This window comes from Streptomyces cyaneofuscatus (genome assembly GCF_042718795.1).
GTDB classification, from domain to species: Bacteria; Actinomycetota; Actinomycetes; order Streptomycetales; family Streptomycetaceae; genus Streptomyces; species Streptomyces cyaneofuscatus_A.
In genome coordinates this window covers 1-17,726 of sequence record NZ_JBHXOX010000027.1, presented here as the reverse complement: position 1 = coordinate 17,726, position 17,726 = coordinate 1, and the positions used below count along the sequence as shown (strand labels likewise).

The window sequence follows — 17,726 nt, the reverse complement described above, 5'->3', positions numbered from 1 at the left end:
CCGGCGGGTCAGGTCATCGGCCCGCACGCGTACCCGCGTCGCCCCTCGTACGGACCTCACGGCGACGGCTCCCTTGACCGCCGTCCGGCGGCGGCCCTAGCGTTCACTGGCTGTAGAAAGCGCTTGCAGTCTCCTGGCGAGCCCCGAGACCCTGGAGCACCCGTGGTGACCTTCGAAGGACTGCCCGGCGCCGTCGCCGTCTCGCACCTGACCGTCTACGACTGGCCCGCCGCCGACGGTCTGCGCGGCGGCACCCCGCACCTGCACCTCACCTGTTCCGAGGGGTACGTGGTGGTCGGCGGCACCGGCTCCGTACAGACCCTCACCGCCACCGGATTCCGGCAGACGCCCCTGGCACCCGGGGCGCTCGTCTGGTTCACCCCGGGCACCATCCACCGGCTGGTCAACGAGGACGGGCTGCGTGTCGTCGTGCTCATGCAGAACAGCGGACTGCCCGAGGCCGGTGACGCCGTCCTCACGCTGCCGCCCGCCCTCCTCGCCGGCCCGGAGGTCTACGGCGCCGCCGTGGCGCTGCCCCCGGACGGCACGGAGGCCGAGCGGGAGCACGCCGCCCGCGCCCGGCGCGACCTCGCTGTGAAGGGGTTCCTCGCCCTGCGCGAGGCGGCGGACGCGGGCGATCGGGAGCCCCTCGCCGCGTTCCACCGCGCCGCCGCCGCGCTCGTCCGGCCCCGCGTCGGGGAGTGGCGCGCCCGCTGGGAGCAGGGTGCCGCCATGGCCGCCGCCGCGACCGCCGCCCAGCTCGACGCGCTGGGGCGCGGCGAGCGGGACCACCTGGCGCAGGCGCGGGTGCACGGGCAAAGCCCGGTGGAGCGGGGGCGGTTCGGGATGTGCGGCCGCCTGGACGTCTACCAGGTCTGAGCGGCGGCGGTCCGAACGCCGGCGGCCTGAGCCTCTGCGGTCCGAACCGCGCGCCCGGCGGCGGGCGCGGAGACCCGCGGGCGGGTCAGCAGCCGTGTGGTGCTGCCGTCGTCCTCCTGGATGTCACGCACGTGGACGAAGCCGATCCGGCCCAGCACGGTCAACGAGGCGGCGTTCTCGGCGGCCACGGTCGCGTGCACCTCCGCCAGTCCGAGGGTGTCGAACCCGTGCCCGACGAGAGCGAGCGCCAGCTCCGTACCGAGGCCCCGGCCCCAGGCCCCGGGGGCGAGCGCGTAGATGATCTCGTGCCCGCCGGATGCCTCCGTCGGCTTGATCTCGGCGTGCCCCACGAGCTCGCCGTCGACCTTCACCGCCCAGACCTCGAAACGGTTCTCGGCGTAGACCTTGGTGAAGATCCGGCCGAAGAGAGCCCGGTCCTCGCCCTCCGTGGAAGGCCCGTCGCCCATCCACCGGGACACCGAGGCGTCCTGGAACAGGGCGACGAACTCCTCCTCGTCGGCAGGCGTGTACGGGGTGAGCAACAGGCGGTCGGTACGTAGCAAAGGGTTCACAGGGGGTGAAGCTACGGGCGACCGGATTCCCCGCACAACCGAATTCCGCTGGTCAGCGGTCCGCGGCTCAGCTGAGATGCTGGAACGGCACACACCACAGCAGCACGCACCAGGCACACACCACAGCGGCACACACCGCACGGCCGGGCACGAGGAGCAGACGATGCACAGCGGGATCACGGACGCCGACGGTCACGACGTGCCGGTGGCGGTGGTCCCGGGGGAGGCCGGACCCGATCCCCGTGTCTCCGTGACGCTGACGCCCCCGGCGGGCGAGCTGCGCTGGTCGTGTACCCCGGCCGCCGCCCGGGAGCTGGCGGCCGCGCTGGTCCGGGCGGCCGAGGAGACGGAGAACGCGTCCGACGTAGGGCCGGTCACGGTCCCTGCGGGCGAGCTGCGCCGCGGCGACGTACGGGACGGTGACCGTTCCATGACCGTGGACGGCGTACGGGTCGACGGCTCCACGGCCCACGTCACCTGGAGGTCCGGCGCGGGCCGTATCTGGAGCCAGAGTTACGACGTCAACACCGCGATCACCCTCAAGCGCCGGCTGCCCGGCAGCCGCTGAAGCCCCCCAGGCCTGTCGTGATGCCGTTCGGAGCGGCGACTCCGGTCTCCGGCCCGCCCTCCGCCTCGCTAGGCTGACCGCGATGTTCACCGACCAGGGACCCACCCTCCGCGAACTGGCCGTCCAGGCGCTCTCGTCGACCGAGCGCGGCTACGACCTCCTCGCCCCGAAGTTCGACCACACGCCCTACCGGACCCCGGGCCGGGTCCTCGACAGCGTCACCCGGGCGCTGGAGCCGCTCGGCCCCTTCGGCACCGGCCTCGACGTCTGCTGCGGGACCGGCGCGGGCGTGGGCGTTCTGCGGCAGGTGTGCCGGGAGCGGGTCGCCGGGGTCGACTTCAGCGCGGGCATGCTCGCCGAGGCCCGCGCGGCGCTCCCACCGATGGACGGCGGACCGGCGGTCGACTGGGTACGGGCCGACGCCTTGGCGCTCCCGTTCGCCCCGGCCTTCGATCTGGCCCTGAGCATCGGCGCGTTCGGCCACTTCCTGCCCGCCGACCGCTTCGGGCTCTTCGCCGAGGTGTACGGGTCGCTCCGGCCGGGCGGCCGCTTCGTCTTCCCGATCGGCGCCCCGCCGGCCGTGGGGTCGCGGGCCTACTGGTCGCTCCTCGGCTTCGACGCGGCGATGCGGGTGCGCAACGCCTTGTGGCGCCCGAAGTTCATCATGTACTACCGCACGTTCCGGCTCTCCGACGTGCTCGACGACCTCACCGACGCCGGATTCAGCGTGCGGCTGATGGCCCTGACCGACCTGGGGCAGCGCCCCGACGGCTCACCGCGCGCCCGCCTGGTGGTGGCGACCCGGGAGTGACGCGGGGGCCTTCGCCGCCCGACCGGAGTGACTCAGGGGGCTCTCACCCCTCCTCGCCGCGCGCCGCCGCCAGCAGCCCCTGCCAGTCGGGGATCTTCACCGGACCCCGGTCCAGCGAACGCCCCAGGGCCGCCTCCGCGCGCTCGATCGCCAGCCAGCCGTCCCACTCCACCGGCCGCAGCCCCCATGCCCGCAGCACGGCCAGCGGGTCCTCAGCGGCCGGCCGGAGGGCGAGCAGGTGCGCGTCCTCGATCAGCGAGGCGACGGTCTCCTTGGCGCAGGACCGGTTCGAACCGATCACCCCGGTCGGCCCCCGCTTGATCCACCCCGCGACGTACTCTCCGGGCGAGGGCACCCCGTCCCTCAGGACCCGCCCCGCCGCGTGCGGCACCGTCCCGTGCACCGGGTCGAAGGGCAGGCCGGGCAGCTCCACCCCGCGGTAGCCGACGGCCCGCAGCACGAGCTGGGCCTCGACGTCCTCGTACGCACCGGTGTCCTGTACGCCCCCGGCCCCGTCCGGAGCCGTACGCGCGAACCGCACCCCGGCGACCCGCCCGCCGCGCTCCAGCAGCTCCACCGGCCGCAGGAAGAACCGCAGCCGGATCCGGCGTACGGCATCGGCCACGGCGCTCTCCCCATGCCCCGGCACCACGGGCTCGCCCAGCGCCGACCAGCCGCGCAGCACGTCCAGGTTCCGCCGCACCACCGCGGGCAGCGGCAGCCCCTCCTGGGCCGCGTACGCCGGGTCCATGGCCAGCTCCGCCGGGTCGACGACGACCCGTGCGCCGGGCAGCGCCCCCAGCTCCCGCAGCTCCTTGGTGGTGAACCGGGCCTGGGAGGGGCCGCGCCGGCCCGCGATGTGCACCTCGCGCACCCGGCTGCCGGCGAGCGCCCCGAGCGCGGCCCTCGGCACATCGGTGGCGCGCAGTTCGTCCGCGCCGCGCGCCAGGATCCGGGCCACGTCGACCGCCACGTTGCCGACCCCGATCACCACGGCCGAGCGGGCTTCCAGGGCGAAGCCGTCGGGGGCGATGTCCGGGTGGGCGCTGTACCAGGAGACGAACCGGGTGGCGGACCAGCTCCCCGGCAGATCCTCGCCCGGCACCGCCAGCGGGCGGTCGGCGGCGGCCCCCACGCAGTAGACGACCGCGTGGTACAGCTCCGCCAGACGGGCCGGGGGAACGCCGTCCGCCCCGCCGATCTGCACATGGCCGACGAAGGTGACCCGCTCGTCCTCCAGGACGGCCCGCAGGCTGTTCTGGAGCGACTTGATCTTCTCGTGGTCGGGGGCGACCCCGTACCGCACCAGGCCGTACGGGGTGGGCAGCCGGTCCAGGACGTGCACGCGGACCTCGGGCACGCGCGACTGGTTCAGCAGGGCCTGGGCGGTGTAGACCCCGCTGGGACCGGAACCGACGACGGCGACACGGAGCACGGCGCACCTCTTCCCGGAGGGTGCCTTCCAGCATCGCACCGACGGCCGGAACACGAGAGGTCCGCGGTCGGGTCCCCTGCTCCTCAAGGGCAGGAGGCTCGTCGCTCACGTCATCAGCGTGCGCATCCGGTTGATCTCCACCGTCTGCTGCGCGGCGACATCGCTCGCCATCTCCTCGACGAAGACGTCGTTCCCCTCGGAGAGCGCCTCCGTGGCCATGGTGACGGCTCCTTGGTGGTGGGTGATCATCAGCTCCAGGAAGAGCTGGTCGAACGCCTTGCCCTTCGCCGTGCGCAACTCCTTCAGCTGCGCCTCGGTCGCCATTCCGGGCATTCCGGCATGGTCGTGGGGCTGCTTGCGGTCCTCACCACCGTTCTTTTTCAGCCAACCTTCCATTGCGCCGATCTCCGGCTTCTGCCCTGCGGATATGCGCTCGGCCAGCCTCTTCACGGCTGCGGCGGAGGCCCGTTCCGGGGCGAGTTCGGTCATCACGAGGGCCTGGGAGTGGTGCTCGATCATCATCTGCGCATACCGGAAGTCGGCGGAGTTCGCGGTGTCCCTGCTCGCCTCCTTCGCCGCCTCCTCGGCGGTGAGCGTCCGGGCGGGCTCGCCCGGTCTGCCGGGGGCCACCACCCCCGGACCTGCGTCCTTGCCCGCGGCCGGTTTCGTGTCGCCGCCGTCGCCGTCGCAGCCGCCCAGGGCGAGAACGGCGGCAACCACCGCTGCCGCGAGGACGGTTGCGCGCGGACGGGCGGACGGGCGGTGGATCAACACGGGGACCTCCTGTGCCACATGGGTGTGTTGCAGACCGTTCCTAGCACGCTTCCGAGGGCGCAAAGATCAAAAACTTCATTACGTCTCTGTTGCCATCTGTTGATGTGTACATGGGAGGGACGATACTGCCGGGGTCCGAGAACCGTTCGAACCCCGAACGGATACAAGGGAGGACGCAGTGATCTCGTTGCACACCACCCGCGTGCGGCGCAGACGTCTGGGCGTGGCAGCAGCCGCGGCCGGGCTCTTCGCCGCGCTGCTGACGGCCGTACCCGCAGCGGCGACGCCCGACCCGGGCGACGCCCCGGTCGACCGCGGCTCCGTGACCACCAGTCAGCAGGCCGAGGCCCGCGCCGCGATCCGCGGCGGTGACATACCCGGCGTGGACGAGATCGTCCACAGCTCCAACATCAAGCACGTGACGAACGTCCCGAAGGGAGCCCTCCAGGGCCTCAACACGGACCTCGCGTTCCAGGGCAAGTACGCCTACGTCGGCAACTACGACGGCTTCGTCATCTACGACATCAGCAACCCGAAGAAGCCGAAGACGGTGTCCGAGGTCCTCTGCCCGGGCGGGCAGAACGACATCTCGGTCTCCGGGAACCTGCTGTTCCTGTCCACCGACTCCTCGCGCAGCGACGACTCCTGCTCCAGCACCTCCCAGCCCGCCACGGAGAAGTCCTCCTGGGAGGGCATGAAGATCTTCGACATCAGCAACAAGCGCCACCCCCGGTACATCGCGGCTGTCGAGACCGCCTGCGGCTCGCACACCCACACCCTGGTGCCGGACGGCAAGAAGAACATCTACGTCTACGTCTCCTCGTACTCGCCGAACGAGACGTTCCCCGACTGCCGGCCGCCGCACGACGGCATCTCCATCATCAAGGTCCCGGTCAAGAAGCCGCAGAAGGCCAAGATCGTGGACTTCCCGGTGCTCTTCCCGGACGGCGGCAACCCGGGTGCGCCCACGAACCCGGGCGTCACCAAGACGTCGGGCTGCCACGACATCACGGTCCTGCCCTCCAAGGACCTGGCCGCCGGTGCCTGCATGGGTGACGGCATCCTGTTCTCCATCAAGGACCCGGCGCGCCCGAAGATCATCGACCGGGTCCAGGACAACGTGAACTTCGCGTTCTGGCACTCGGCCACCTTCAACCAGGGTGCGAACAAGGTGGTCTTCACCGACGAGCTCGGCGGCGGCGGCGCGGCCACCTGCAACGAGGAGATCGGGCCCAAGCGCGGTGCCAACGGCATCTACGACATCGTGGGCAAGGGCGACAACCGCAAGCTGGTCTTCCGCAACTACTTCAAGATCGACCGCCACCAGGCCGACGTCGAGGTCTGCGTCGCCCACAACGGCTCGATCATCCCGGTGAAGGGCAAGGACCTGATGGTCCAGGCCTGGTACCAGGGCGGCATCTCCGTCTGGGACTTCACCGACTCGGCCAAGCCGAAGGAGATCGCCTTCTTCGAGCGCGGCCCGGTCACGCTCGACCAGGTCACCACGGCCGGCCCCTGGTCGACGTACTACTACAACGGTCACATCTACTCCAGCGACATCGCCAAGGGCTTCGACGTGCTGAAGCTGAACGACCGGCGGACCGACCCGGCGGACCGGGTCAAGCTGGACGAGCTCAACGTGCAGACGCAGCCGGACTACTTCGCCCGCTGATCCCGTCGGCAGGCAGAGTTCTCCGGTTCGTCGCGCGCTCACAGGGCCGGCGTGCGCGTGCAGGCGTGCGTGTGCGGGCGCGTGGGTGCGTGGGTGCGTAGGACACGTGCGTACGGGCGTCGCAGATTATTCATTGACCGATGAGCCGGGCCGGGACATGCTGTATGCCGCGCCTGGATCCGGCGACGCGGGGGATCGCCGGAGTCAGGTGTGTTTCCCGGAGAGCGGCTCCGCCCCCGGGCTCGGACGGCGTTACGGGCTCAGACAGAGGGACGGGCGTTGCCGCCGGTCGCGGCGGCCCACTCCACGAGCAGACGCTGGTACTCCGCCTCGTCCTGCGGGGACAGGTAGCCGCCCGAGCGCTGCCACAGGCCGCGGATGTCCGCGTTGACCTCTGTGGCGGAGCGCGTGGAAACGGACGACGACGACATCGGGGACATGCATACAAGGCTACGGCCCCGATCCGATGATCCGACCCCGTACGGGACGGGATATCCCTCACACGGCGGGGGTTTCGGGCGGGATTTCGGTCACACTCCGGGCTCCGGCGCCTTGCGGGACACGCTCCGGGCGTATCCGGCGACGGTGAACGCCACCACCGCCACCCCCAGCAGCGTCCCGCCCACCACGTCGGTCAGCCAGTGCACGCCCAGGTACACCCGGGTCACCGCCACCCCGATCACCGAGACCACCGCCACGGCCACCGCACCGGCCCAGAGCGCCGGCCCCGCTCCGTACAGCCGCAGCAGCCACAGGAGCAGCCCGCAGCTCACCACCGCCGTCATGGCGTGCCCCGAGGGGAAGGCCGCGAAGTGGGCCGAGTCCACCGGGTCCGGCCAGCGGGGGCGCTCGCGGTCCACGGCGGCCTTCACCCCCTGCGAGAGGAGGGAGCCGAGCAGACTGGCGGCGGCCACCCACAGGGCGAGCACCCGCGCGCCGCGCCACCACAGGGCCACCACGGCCACCGCGACCAGCGCACGCATCGTCCACGGGTCCCAGAACCAGTCCGTCAGCACCCGGTTGGCGTGGACCAGTCCCGGCTCGGCCACGGCGTGCCGGTGCAGGGAATCGGCGACCGTACGGTCCAGGGACATCAGGGGCGACCACTGCGCCGCGACCAGGGCGAGAAGCACCACGAACAGGGCGAGGACCACGGTGCCCGCTGCCAGGGCGGCCGCGGGGCGGGGGGAGTGGTCGTCCGTCGGGGTGATGTGGGGGGAGCGCATGGGGTGATCCTCGCGGACACCACCGCCGGGTGGCTAACCCAGAGCGCGGAGTCCCGGGACGAAGGCCACCACGAGCGGGACGACCGGGACCAGTGCGGCCGCCGCCGTCAGGCGCAGCCGACGGCCCGCCGTCAGCCGGTCGACCGGGGCCAGCAACCGGTTGACGCGGAGCGGGACTTGGGCGTCCGGGGTGGGGCAGGGGCCGAAGACCCCGCGATCCTCGTTCAGTCCGACGAGGGCGAGCGCGGTCGTCAGCCGGCCGAAGCGGCGTGAGGCCACGTCGTCGGCCGCCAGCTCGACGAGCCGGTGCATCTCGTCGCGGAACGCGGCGAAGACCGGGATCTGCGGGAAGCCGATGGCCAGCGCCGATGAGCAGTGCAGCAGCCAGTCGTGCCGGGCCTGCGCGTGGCCCTGCTCATGGGCGAGCACGGCATCGAGCTGACGGCCCTTCAGCCGTCCGAGGGCGGCGGTGGTGATGACGAGCTGGGGCGCCGAACCCGGCAGCCACCAGGCGTCCGGGCGCTCACCCTCCAGCACCACGAGGCGGTCGGCGCCGGGCTCCTCGCCCGGCAGCAGGGGGGAGCGGACCAGCAGTTCCGCCCGGCGCTGCTTGCGGCGCCGCCGCGCGCGCCGGATCTCCCGCAGGAGCATCGCGCCGCTCCACAGGCCGCCCAGCGCCAGCAGTACCGCGATGACCGCCGACCAGGGTCCGTACGCGGCCAGGGCGTACGCCTCGACCACGGCGTGCGGAGCGGGGGCGAAGACATGGCCGCGCACCGCCTGCCAGGCGGCGGCCGCGCTGAACGTCATGGAGAGCGCGAACGACACGAGCACCCCGGCCACCACGCACTGCCACACCCACAGCGCGACCACCGGTTCGCGCTCCGGCCACCGGGCCCGAGCCATCAGGCGCGGGGTCACCAGAGCGGTCAGTGCACCGAGCAGCAGCAGCGCGAGGGAGACCAGCATGGCGCCAGCCTATGAGGGGCGGGCGATCCGAGGGTATGGCTGCGCCCGGCAAGTGACGTAGACCACGGTTTGGAGGGCCCCTGTCTCGCGATCTGTCTCACAGAGTGAGAAGCATGGCGAACATGGCGATCCCCATCGTGAGCCGGCAGGCCATCGTCAGCTCGGTCCCCCCGCCCACCGCGCCGCCCCCGACACCACTCCCGACGACGCCCCCGACACCACGCCCGACCACGCCCCCACCGCCCCGTACGACGCCCTCCGTGCTGCCGCCCGCGAAGCTCGCGACGCCCGTACCCGCCGGTATGAGGTGACCGGCGGCGCGCAGCACGTACAGCGCGTAGTAGAGGAGCAGCATCCCCGTCAGCAGCGGGATGCCCCCCGCGCCTCCCGCCGCCGCCCCGTGCCCGGTGTGTCCGCCCGCACCCGCCGCGCCCGGAGCCATCGCCACGGCCATGTAGACCATCGCCAGCGAGCCGACCAGGTGGTGCAGATGGTGGGCGCCGCGCCGCGCCGACCGGAGCGCCCGCAGCGCGGCGGCGCCGAACACCGCTCCGTACACCGCCCAGGTCCACTCCGGGAGCGTCAGCACCGCGGCGGGTACGGCCATCGCCGCCATGCCGAAACCCATCAGCGCCTCGCCGCGCGCGGTGCCGCGCTCCTGCGGGGTGCCGGTGCGGGTGCGCAGCAGGCAGTAGGCACCGCTCACCGCGCACAACGCCATCAGCAGCCAGCCGGCCAGGGCCCCTCCGTGCACGGCGAACCTCCCCCTCGGATGTACGGCCAGGTGCGGCGTACGACGGCGTACGGCACCGCTCTAGTCGATGCCCAGGCCCGGGTCGCCGAACCCGGCGCGCAGGGGCGTGAAGGGGGTGCGCCGGGGCCCGGAAGGGGCGCTCCGGGTCGCGTTACTCTCGACCCGCACGCGTGCACGGCACGTGGAGAGCAGCAGAGCAGTCAGTAGAGAAGCAGCAGAGAACGGAGCGTTCCCCATGGACACCGCCACGCCCCCCGGCTCGGCCCGCCTGACCTTCCGCGACGCGACCGACGCGGACGCACCGGCGCTGGTGGCCCTCATCGAGTCCGCCTACCGCGGCGACTCCAGCCGCACCGGCTGGACCACGGAGGCCGATCTCCTGGAGGGGCAGCGGACCGACGAGGAGGGGGTGCGCGCGGTCATCAACGCTCCGGCGGGCCGGCTGCTCGCGGTCGAGCGCGACGGTGAGCTGATCGCCTGCTGCCAGCTCGAACACCGAGGGGACGCCGCGTACTTCGGGATGTTCGCGGTCCGCCCCGGCGCCCAGGGCGGTGGCCTGGGCAAGGTGATCATCGCCGAGGCGGAGCGCACGGCCCGGGAGAGCTGGGGCGTGGCCGAGATGCACATGACGGTGATCTCGGCGCGCGAGGAGCTGATCGCCTGGTACGAGCGGCGCGGCTACCGGCGTACGGGGCAGCTCACGCCGTTCCCGTACGGCGACGAGCGCTTCGGCATCCCGCAACGCGACGACCTGGCCTTCGAGCTCCTGGTGAAGAACATCGAGGACCGCTAGGCGCACGCCAAGGGGCTTCAGGCGGTGAAGCGGCCCGTGCGGCGGATCTCGGGGAAGTCGGTGGTCGCCCCGTCCAGGTTCAGCGCCCGGGCCAGCCGCAGGTGGTCCTGGGTGTTCACCACCCAGCCGAGCACCTTGACGCTCTCCGCGTGCGCCTGCTCCACCACCTCCAGCGTGAGCCGGCGGATGTTCAGCGCCAGCGTCGGCGCGCCCGCCGCCTTCGCCCGCTCCACGATGTCCCCGCTCCAGCGGCTGGCGATGAGGACCGTCCGTACCCCCGGCACCAGCCGGGCGATCTCGGTGACCGCCTCGTCGTGGAACGAGGAGACCTCCACCCGTCCCACCAGATCGCGCGCCAGGATCACCTCCGCCAGCGCCCGGGCCGCCGCCACGTCCTTGATCTCGGCCTGGAGCGGGGCCTTCACCGCGTCCAGGACCTCCTCGAAGACCGGGATCCGCTCACCCTTCCCGGCGTCGAGTTCACGCAGCTCCGCCAGGGTCTTGCCGGCGATCGGCCCGGTGCCGTCGGTCGTACGGTCCACATCGGCGTCGTGCATCACGGCGAGCGCGCCGTCCTTGCTGAGGTGGAGATCCAGCTCGATGGCGTCCATCCCCGCCTCCTCCGCGCGGACGAAGGAGCGCAGGGTGTTCTCGGGCTCGACGCCCATCACTCCACGGTGACCCAGGGTGAGAAAGGACAAGGCGACCTCGTTCCCGTCGGCGGCTGCCCGCCAACTGCTCCTGCCCGCACGGAGATACGGACGGGGATCCGGCATGTCGGCACCGGTGAGGGTAACGGCCGGGGCCGCGGATGTCTGCCGCCGTGCGGGACCGATGGGCCAGACGACGCAAGGACAGACGTAACTGTGCGCCTACCCGGCGTGCGACAGGAAAAACAGCGGTGACCATAGGGGTTCGGCAGGATAATTTTCAGGACTTCACTTGTGTGAAGTAACCCCGCGCGGCTACGGTGGCTCCACGCGAGGTTCTCCCGTGGAGGAAGTGTTATGACGGAAATTCTTGTGCACGGTGCCACCGACGGCGCGATAGCTACTGCCCCCCGGGTGGTCGAGCACCCGGCCTGGCCCGCGCTCAGGGATGCCGTCGAGGAGATCCGCCCCTGGCAGTCCCAGGACGGCTCCATCGACTTCGAGGCCGAGGGCGCCCCCTCCCCGGCGACCGTCGAGCGCGTCGTCGAGCGCGTGATCGGCGCGGTGGAGGAGCTCTCCCCGCTGCTGCCGCACGACGCCGCCTACCACCGCGCGCTCGTCACCGACCTGCGCCGCTGGGCCGCCGACGGCTTCCGCGTACCCGACTTCCTGGAGGCGCTGCTCGCCTTCCAGCCCGCGCAGAACCGGGTCGACGGCCTCCAGCACCTGGTCGTCTTCCCCATGTACACGCAGAACGGCAACCCGGACCGCAACTTCGAAGCCGTCGTGCTGAAGATGGTCTGGCCCGAGTGGCTCGCCGGCCTGGAAGCCACCCGCTACGACAACCCGCTCTTCTGCGGGATCACCTTCGAGGACTTCACCGCCGGTTACGACACCAACTCCGCGGTCCTCTTCCCCGAGACCATCGCCGTGCGCGAGGCCCCCGAGCGCTTCAGCTGGGGCGGCATCTTCTGCGACCGCGAGGCCGCCCGCTTCCGCCGCGTCACCGAGGCCTCCGTCGAGCTGCTCGGCCTGGAGCTGCCCGAGGACATCCGCGAGATGATCGGCGACCAGACCCGGTGCGAGCAGGCGTTCGTCCTGTGGGACATGGTCCACGACCGTACCCACAGCCACGGCGACCTGCCGTTCGACCCGTTCATGATCAAGCAGCGCCAGCCGTTCTGGATGTACGGCCTGGAGGAGCTGCGCTGCGACCTCACCGCCTTCAAGGAGGCCGTGAAGCTGGAGGCCGAGGGCAATGCCCACGGCCGCGACGTCCAGTACGCCGTCCTCTTCGACCGGATGTTCCGCTTCCCGGTCACCGGCGACCGCGTCCGCAACTACGACGGGCTCGGCGGCCAGCTCCTCTTCGCCTACCTGCACAAGCACGATGTCGTCCGCTGGACCGACAACACGCTGAAGATCGACTGGGAGCGTGCCCCGCAGGTCACCAACCAGCTCTGCGCCGAGATCGAGAAGCTCTACCGCGACGGCATCGACCGCCCCAAGCTGGTGCACTGGTTCGCCGCCTACGACCTGGTCTCCGAGTACCTCGCCCCGCATCCCGGATCCACCTGGGCCAAGGGTCCCGACGCCCTGGACCTCACTCAGCCCCCTCGCAAGCTCGTCGACGACGTGCTTCCGGACGAGTTTCCCCTGAGCATGTTCTATGAGGCGCTCGCCAAGAAGCTGAAGCACGTGATTGCCTCCGCCAAGGGAATTACCGCCGCGAGCGCCGAGCGGGCAGCCGCGTGAACGCATCTCCCGAGGAGACGGTGGCCATGAACGGAAACGGTAAGGGCGAGGGGACGGGCGTGCTCGAAGGTGCTGTGATCGCAGTCGCCGGAGCGGCGGGGCCCGCAGGCCGCGCGACGCTGCTGCGGCTCGCCGAGGCCGGCGCGACCGTCGTCGGCTGCGACGCCAACCCCAAGGGGCTCGCCGAGGCGGTGGACGCCGCCCGCTACGCCCATGGCGGCGCGACCGTCACCGGGGAGACCGTCGACCTGTTCGACCTGGACGCCGCCCGGGACTGGGCCAAGCGGACCGAGGCCGAGTTCGGCCGGATCGACGGCCTGGTCCACCTCGTCGGCGGCTGGCGCGGCAGCCCCAGCTTCCAGGAGACCAGCCTCGCGGACTGGGACACCCTGGAGAAGCTGCTGATCCGCACCGTCCAGTCCACCTCGCTCGCCTTCCAGGAACCCCTCCAGCGCAGCGACAAGGGCCGCTACCTCCTGATCAGCGCCGCCGGCGCCGGCAAGCCCACCGCGGGCAACGCCGCCTACTCCGCCTCCAAGGCCGCCGCCGAGGCCTGGATCCTCGCGCTCGGGGACGCCTTCCGCAAGGCGGGGGGCGAGGACGGGCCCGCCGCCGCTGCTGCGATCCTGGTGGTCAAGGCACTGGTGAACGACGCCATGCGCGCCGAGCGCCCGAATGCGAAGTTCGCGGGCTTCACCGACGTCACGGAGCTGGCCGAGGCCATCGCCGGCGTCTGGGACAAGCCCGCCCCCGAAGTGAACGGAAAGCGCCTGTGGCTGACCCCGCAAACGTGAGGACCGACGCGCGACGCCACCACGACCCGCAGGTGCGCGGGTTCGCCAGCGACAACTACGCCGGCGCGCACCCCGAGGTCCTCGCGGCCATCGCCCTCGCCAACGGCGGCCACCAGGTCGCCTACGGCGAGGACGACTACACCGGCCACCTCCAGCGCGTCATGCACAGCCACTTCGGCCCCACCGCCGAGGCCTTCCCGGTCTTCAACGGCACCGGAGCCAACGTGGTCGCCCTCCAGGCGCTCACCGACCGCTGGGGCGCGGTGATCTGCGCCGAGTCCGCCCACATCAACGTGGACGAGGGCGGCGCGCCCGAGCGGATGGGCGGCCTCAAACTCCTCACCGTACCCACGCCGGACGGCAAGCTCACCCCCGAGCTCATCGACCGGCAGGCGTACGGCTGGGACGACGAGCACCGGGCCATGCCGCAGGTCGTCTCGATCACCCAGAACACCGAGCTGGGCACCGTCTACACCCCCGACGAGATCCGCGCCATCTGCGACCACGCCCACGAGCGCGGCATGAAGGTGCACCTCGACGGGGCCCGGATAGCCAACGCGGCCGCCTCCTTGGACGTGCCGATGCGGACGTTCACCAACACGGTCGGCGTCGACGTCCTGTCCTTCGGCGGTACGAAGAACGGCGCCCTCTTCGGCGAGGCCGTCGTCGTGCTGAACCCGGACGCGGTCCGGGCGATGAAGCACCTGCGCAAGCTCTCCATGCAGCTCGCCTCCAAGATGCGCTTCGTCTCGGTCCAACTGGAGGCGCTGCTCGCCAAGGACCTGTGGCTGCGCAACGCCCGGCATGCCAACGCCATGGCCCAGCGGCTCGCCGAGGGCGTCCGGGCGATCGACGGCGTGGAGATCCTCTACCCGGTCCAGGCCAACGCCGTCTTCGCCCGGCTGCCGCACGCCGTCAGCGAGCGGCTGCAGAAGCGCTTCCGCTTCTACTTCTGGGACGAGAGTGCCGGTGACGTCCGCTGGATGTGCGCGTTCGACACCCACGAGGACGACGTCGACGCCTTCCTCCAGGCGCTGAAGGAAGAGATGGCGCGGTAGCGCAGGATCCCTGATCGTGCATGAATATGCGGCCGACCGGAAATCGATTGATCTCCGGTCGGCCGCTTCGTACGCTCCGGCATAATGGAACTGATCCAGCAGCACCCGGAGATCTTCGCCTATCTCGCAGCCGACGAGGCCATCGACCACGAGCACCCCGTCGTGAGGGAAACCGTGGCCGCCCTGACGCACGAGGGTGACGACGCATACACATACGCCCGTACCGCCTTCGCGTACGTACGCGACACCATTCCGCACTCCGCCGACTCGGGCGATCCACGCGTCACCTGGCGTGCCTCCGACGTCCTCGCCACCCGCAACGGCATCTGCTACGCCAAGTCCATCGCGCTCACCGCGCTGCTCCGGGCCCGCGCCATCCCGGCCGGGCTCTGCTATCAGCGGCTCACCGACGACGGCGGGACGAACCCGGGCGTGCACGGCCTGGTGGCGCTCCGCCTGCCCGGCCACGACCGCTGGGCCCGGGTGGACCCCCGGGGCAACAAACCGGGCGTCGACGCGCAGTTCTCCCTCGACACCGAGAGGCTGGCCTGGGCGGTACGCGAGGAGATCGGCGAGGTGGACTATCCGGCGCTCCACGCCACGCCGCCCGCCGAGGTCCTCCACGCCCTGCGGAACGCCCGGGACCGCGCCGACCTCTGGCGCAACCTCCCCACCCAGCTCTGAGCCCCCCGGGCAGAGCGCGCCGGGAGGCTCGGAGGGTACTCAGGGGTGCGGATCAGCCGAGCTCGCGGACCTGGGCCGGGGTCGGGGCCGTACCGCCGAGATGGGCCGGTACCCACCACGTGTCACTCGCGTCCTTCGGGCGCACCGGGTACGCCCGCTGGGCGGCCTCCAGCAGCTCCTGCACGCGCTCGCGCAGCCGCCGGGTGATGGCACCCGCGTACTGGTCGGCGGGCGCCTCCAGGGGCTCGCCGACCCGGATGGTGATCGGGATGTGGCTGCGCCTGAAGTTGCGCGGCCGCCCTTTGGTCCAGATCCGCTGCGTGCCCCACAGCGCCATCGGGATCAGCGGGACTCCGGCCTCCTGGGCGAGGCGCGCGGCACCCGACTTGAAGCTCTTCAACGTGAACGACTGCGAGATGGTGGCCTCGGGGAAGACGCCGACGATCTCACCGGAGCGCAGCGACTCCAGCGCGTGCGCGTACGCGTGCTCGCCCTGGTTCCGGTCGACCGGAATGTGCTTCATCCCGCGCATCAGCGGGCCGGAGACCTTGTGCCGGAAGACCGATTCCTTCGCCATGAAGCGGACGAGCCGCTTCTGCGGAAGAGCGCCGAGGCCGGTGAAGATGAAGTCGAGGTAGCTGATGTGGTTGCTGACCAGCACCGCGCCACCGGTCTTCGGGATGTGCTCCGAACCCTGAGTGTCGATCTTCAGGTCGAGCGCCTTGAACAGGGTGCGAGCGGCGCCGACGACCGGTCGATAGACGAGTTCTGCCATCTGGGGAAGACCCTTCTTCAGCGCCTGGGGAGGGTTCTCCCGGCGGAAGTTACGCAGCCGTAGGTTTTCGGCATTGTGGCGATGGTGCCCCATGCGCGGGCCCGTGGCCAGTCCCGGTGGGCCCGGGCGGCGAGATTCTCGTCACGTGCGCGCCGCCTCCAAGCTGCGGGAATGTCCGGAGGCCGGCCGGTGCTGACTCCTTGCGAGGAGCTCTGATCAGGAGGCGACAGTGGACGGCGCAACACCCGGGCAGCGGCTCGACGCGGCCCAACTCGGCGCGGAACTGGGGGAACGGGCGACACTCGTCCAGTTCTCCACCGCTTTCTGCCAGCCGTGCCGGGCCACCCGCCGCACGCTCGCCGACGTGGCCGCCATGGTCGACGGGGTCGCGCACATCGAGATCGACGCCGAGGCGCATCTCACGCTCGTGCGGCAGCTCGACATCACGAAGACGCCCACCGTGCTCGTGCTCGACGGTGCGGGCGAGGTGGTCCGCCGGGCGTCGGGCCGGCCCCGTACCGCCGATGTCGTCGCGGCGCTGGGGCGGGCCATATGACGGACCGTGACGCATCTCCCACATGGCGGAACGCCCTTGACTGCACCCACCACGCATCGTCAGTCTGACGCTATGCCGCCAGAACTCCTTCTCTACGGCCGGGTCCACGTGGACCTCGTACGCCACGCGAGTGCGCGCTGTCCGGGTGCCTGAGCAACCACGGCCCCGTACGCCTCTCCCGCAGAAGGACACCTCCATGACGGCCTCACCCGAACTCGCCCCCTCCCTCACGGCATCGCCCGAGCTCCTGCGCTCCGTCTTCCGCCGCCATGCCGCGGGCGTCGCGGTGATCACCGCAGCCGGGGAGCGGCCGGCCGGATTCACGGCCACCTCCCTCAACTCCGTCGCGGCCGAGCCCCCACTGGTCTCCTTCGGCATCGGCACGTCCTCATCGAGCTGGCCGGTGCTGGCCGAGGCGGAGCACGTCGGCGTCCACATACTCGGCGAGCACCAGCAGGAGCTGGCCGCCACCTTCGCCCGCAGCGGCGCCGACCGCTTCGGCCCGTCCACCGACTGGAGCAGCGGCCCCGAAGGCGTCCCGCTGCTCGCCGGCGTCTCCGCCTGGCTGGTCTGCCGGGTCGTCGCCCGTATCCCGGCGGGCGACCACCGCATCGTGATCGCCGAGGCCGTGGCCGGCGACCCGTCGGGGGCCGGGCGGCCGCTGGTCTACCACCAGGGACGGTTCACGGCTCTGCGAGACTGAGGGCGAGCAGGCGGGGGCTTGCAGGGCTTGCAGGGACGTTTCCTCCGTTGGCAAGGTCACAGTGCGGACCGCTTGCTCAGGGGTAAGAGACTGGGTGTACTGGCGAGTAATATCGGCCGGGAGCCCGGTCGGCCCGACCGGAAACGGCCCGGTAAGGCGCCTATGCTGCGTGCAGCAAGGCAGCCCGGAAATGACGATGCAGTAGGAGAGCCGGCGTGAGCTTGAGGATCGTTGTCTGTGTGAAGTACGTGCCCGACGCGACCGGTGACCGGCATTTCGCCGATGACCTGACGCTGGA

20 protein-coding genes and 1 pseudogene are annotated in these 17,726 nt (G+C 71.5%); 12 read left to right on the top strand and 9 right to left on the bottom strand.

Features of this window, described 5'->3' with window-relative positions:
- The first annotated feature begins 162 nt into the window (after positions 1-162).
- Positions 163-879, top strand: coding sequence for a cupin domain-containing protein (locus tag ACFWRT_RS27910; RefSeq protein ID WP_380953276.1), 717 nt, complete (start codon positions 163-165; stop codon positions 877-879).
- Here ACFWRT_RS27910 and ACFWRT_RS27905 read toward each other — a convergent pair.
- Complete coding sequence (locus ACFWRT_RS27905; RefSeq protein WP_380953277.1) at positions 867-1,451, bottom strand: GNAT family N-acetyltransferase; 585 nt, start codon at positions 1,449-1,451, stop codon at positions 867-869. The genes ACFWRT_RS27910 and ACFWRT_RS27905 overlap by 13 nt on opposite strands.
- Positions 1,452-1,614: 163 nt before the next feature.
- On the opposite strand from ACFWRT_RS27905, the gene ACFWRT_RS27900 reads away from it, so the two are divergent.
- The gene (locus ACFWRT_RS27900; protein WP_380953278.1) at positions 1,615-2,019 is read left to right on the top strand and encodes a hypothetical protein; all 405 of its coding nucleotides are present in this window, start codon (positions 1,615-1,617) and stop codon (positions 2,017-2,019) included.
- An 82-nt stretch (positions 2,020-2,101) separates the two neighbouring features.
- Positions 2,102-2,830: a class I SAM-dependent methyltransferase gene (locus ACFWRT_RS27895; protein WP_380953279.1), complete on the top strand. Its 729-nt coding sequence runs from the start codon at positions 2,102-2,104 to the stop codon at positions 2,828-2,830.
- Positions 2,831-2,873: 43 nt separating this feature from the next.
- On the opposite strand, the gene ACFWRT_RS27890 is transcribed toward ACFWRT_RS27895, so the two are convergent.
- Complete coding sequence (locus ACFWRT_RS27890) at positions 2,874-4,265, bottom strand: FAD-dependent oxidoreductase (protein WP_380953280.1); 1,392 nt, start codon at positions 4,263-4,265, stop codon at positions 2,874-2,876.
- Between the two features lie 105 nt (positions 4,266-4,370).
- Complete coding sequence (locus ACFWRT_RS27885) at positions 4,371-5,057, bottom strand: DUF305 domain-containing protein (protein WP_380953281.1); 687 nt, start codon at positions 5,055-5,057, stop codon at positions 4,371-4,373.
- A 160-nt stretch (positions 5,058-5,217) separates the two neighbouring features.
- Here ACFWRT_RS27885 and ACFWRT_RS27880 point away from each other — a divergent pair, with 160 nt between their 5' ends.
- The gene (locus tag ACFWRT_RS27880; protein ID WP_380953282.1) at positions 5,218-6,711 is read left to right on the top strand and encodes an LVIVD repeat-containing protein; all 1,494 of its coding nucleotides are present in this window, start codon (positions 5,218-5,220) and stop codon (positions 6,709-6,711) included.
- 260 nt (positions 6,712-6,971) lie between these two features.
- Here ACFWRT_RS27880 and ACFWRT_RS27875 read toward each other — a convergent pair whose 3' ends face one another.
- The 4 genes from ACFWRT_RS27875 to ACFWRT_RS27860 all read right to left on the bottom strand — a co-directional run bounded on the left by ACFWRT_RS27875 (position 6,972) and on the right by ACFWRT_RS27860 (position 9,660).
- Positions 6,972-7,151, bottom strand: a complete 180-nt coding sequence (locus ACFWRT_RS27875; RefSeq protein WP_380953295.1) for a hypothetical protein — start codon at positions 7,149-7,151, stop codon at positions 6,972-6,974.
- Positions 7,152-7,241: 90 nt separating this feature from the next.
- Positions 7,242-7,937, bottom strand: coding sequence for a phosphatase PAP2 family protein (locus tag ACFWRT_RS27870; RefSeq protein ID WP_380953283.1), 696 nt, complete (start codon positions 7,935-7,937; stop codon positions 7,242-7,244).
- Positions 7,938-7,970: 33 nt separating this feature from the next.
- A complete protein-coding gene (locus tag ACFWRT_RS27865) occupies positions 7,971-8,906 on the bottom strand; it encodes a M56 family metallopeptidase (protein ID WP_109976709.1) in 936 nt (311 codons plus the stop codon).
- A gap of 97 nt (positions 8,907-9,003) precedes the next feature.
- The gene (locus ACFWRT_RS27860; RefSeq protein WP_380953284.1) at positions 9,004-9,660 is read right to left on the bottom strand and encodes a DUF5134 domain-containing protein; all 657 of its coding nucleotides are present in this window, start codon (positions 9,658-9,660) and stop codon (positions 9,004-9,006) included.
- 235 nt (positions 9,661-9,895) lie between these two features.
- Here ACFWRT_RS27860 and ACFWRT_RS27855 point away from each other — a divergent pair, with 235 nt between their 5' ends.
- Positions 9,896-10,453: a GNAT family N-acetyltransferase gene (locus ACFWRT_RS27855; protein WP_380953285.1), complete on the top strand. Its 558-nt coding sequence runs from the start codon at positions 9,896-9,898 to the stop codon at positions 10,451-10,453.
- A gap of 17 nt (positions 10,454-10,470) precedes the next feature.
- Here the strand turns inward: ACFWRT_RS27855 and ACFWRT_RS27850 are convergent, their stop codons facing one another.
- Positions 10,471-11,154, bottom strand: coding sequence for a glycerophosphodiester phosphodiesterase (locus ACFWRT_RS27850; protein WP_327216905.1), 684 nt, complete (start codon positions 11,152-11,154; stop codon positions 10,471-10,473).
- 306 nt (positions 11,155-11,460) lie between these two features.
- Between ACFWRT_RS27850 and ACFWRT_RS27845 the strand changes: the two genes are divergently transcribed.
- From ACFWRT_RS27845 to ACFWRT_RS27830, 4 genes are all read left to right on the top strand, one after another.
- The gene (locus ACFWRT_RS27845; protein ID WP_380953286.1) at positions 11,461-12,858 is read left to right on the top strand and encodes a DUF6421 family protein; all 1,398 of its coding nucleotides are present in this window, start codon (positions 11,461-11,463) and stop codon (positions 12,856-12,858) included.
- A 26-nt stretch (positions 12,859-12,884) separates the two neighbouring features.
- Positions 12,885-13,652 carry an SDR family NAD(P)-dependent oxidoreductase gene (locus ACFWRT_RS27840; protein ID WP_380953287.1) on the top strand — a complete coding sequence of 256 codons (768 nt, stop codon included), beginning with the start codon at positions 12,885-12,887 and terminating at the stop codon, positions 13,650-13,652.
- On the top strand, positions 13,649-14,710 hold the full coding sequence (locus ACFWRT_RS27835; RefSeq protein WP_380953294.1) for a threonine aldolase family protein: 1,062 nt from the start codon (positions 13,649-13,651) through the stop codon (positions 14,708-14,710). Before ACFWRT_RS27840 ends, ACFWRT_RS27835 begins: the two co-directional genes overlap by 4 nt.
- Positions 14,711-14,794: 84 nt before the next feature.
- A complete protein-coding gene (locus tag ACFWRT_RS27830; RefSeq protein ID WP_380953288.1) occupies positions 14,795-15,394 on the top strand; it encodes a transglutaminase-like domain-containing protein in 600 nt (199 codons plus the stop codon).
- Positions 15,395-15,446: 52 nt separating this feature from the next.
- Here the strand turns inward: ACFWRT_RS27830 and ACFWRT_RS27825 are convergent, their stop codons facing one another.
- The gene (locus ACFWRT_RS27825; RefSeq protein WP_380953289.1) at positions 15,447-16,169 is read right to left on the bottom strand and encodes a lysophospholipid acyltransferase family protein; all 723 of its coding nucleotides are present in this window, start codon (positions 16,167-16,169) and stop codon (positions 15,447-15,449) included.
- Positions 16,170-16,398: 229 nt separating this feature from the next.
- On the opposite strand from ACFWRT_RS27825, the gene ACFWRT_RS27820 reads away from it, so the two are divergent.
- The 3 genes and pseudogenes from ACFWRT_RS27820 to ACFWRT_RS27810 form a co-directional block, all read left to right on the top strand.
- On the top strand, positions 16,399-16,725 hold the full coding sequence (locus ACFWRT_RS27820) for a thioredoxin family protein (RefSeq protein WP_380953290.1): 327 nt from the start codon (positions 16,399-16,401) through the stop codon (positions 16,723-16,725).
- Positions 16,726-16,921: 196 nt separating this feature from the next.
- Entirely contained in the window at positions 16,922-17,428 is a 507-nt protein-coding gene (locus ACFWRT_RS27815) for a flavin reductase family protein (protein ID WP_380953291.1), read from the top strand.
- 215 nt (positions 17,429-17,643) lie between these two features.
- A pseudogene (locus tag ACFWRT_RS27810) lies at positions 17,644-17,726 on the top strand (electron transfer flavoprotein subunit beta); the annotation flags it as partial.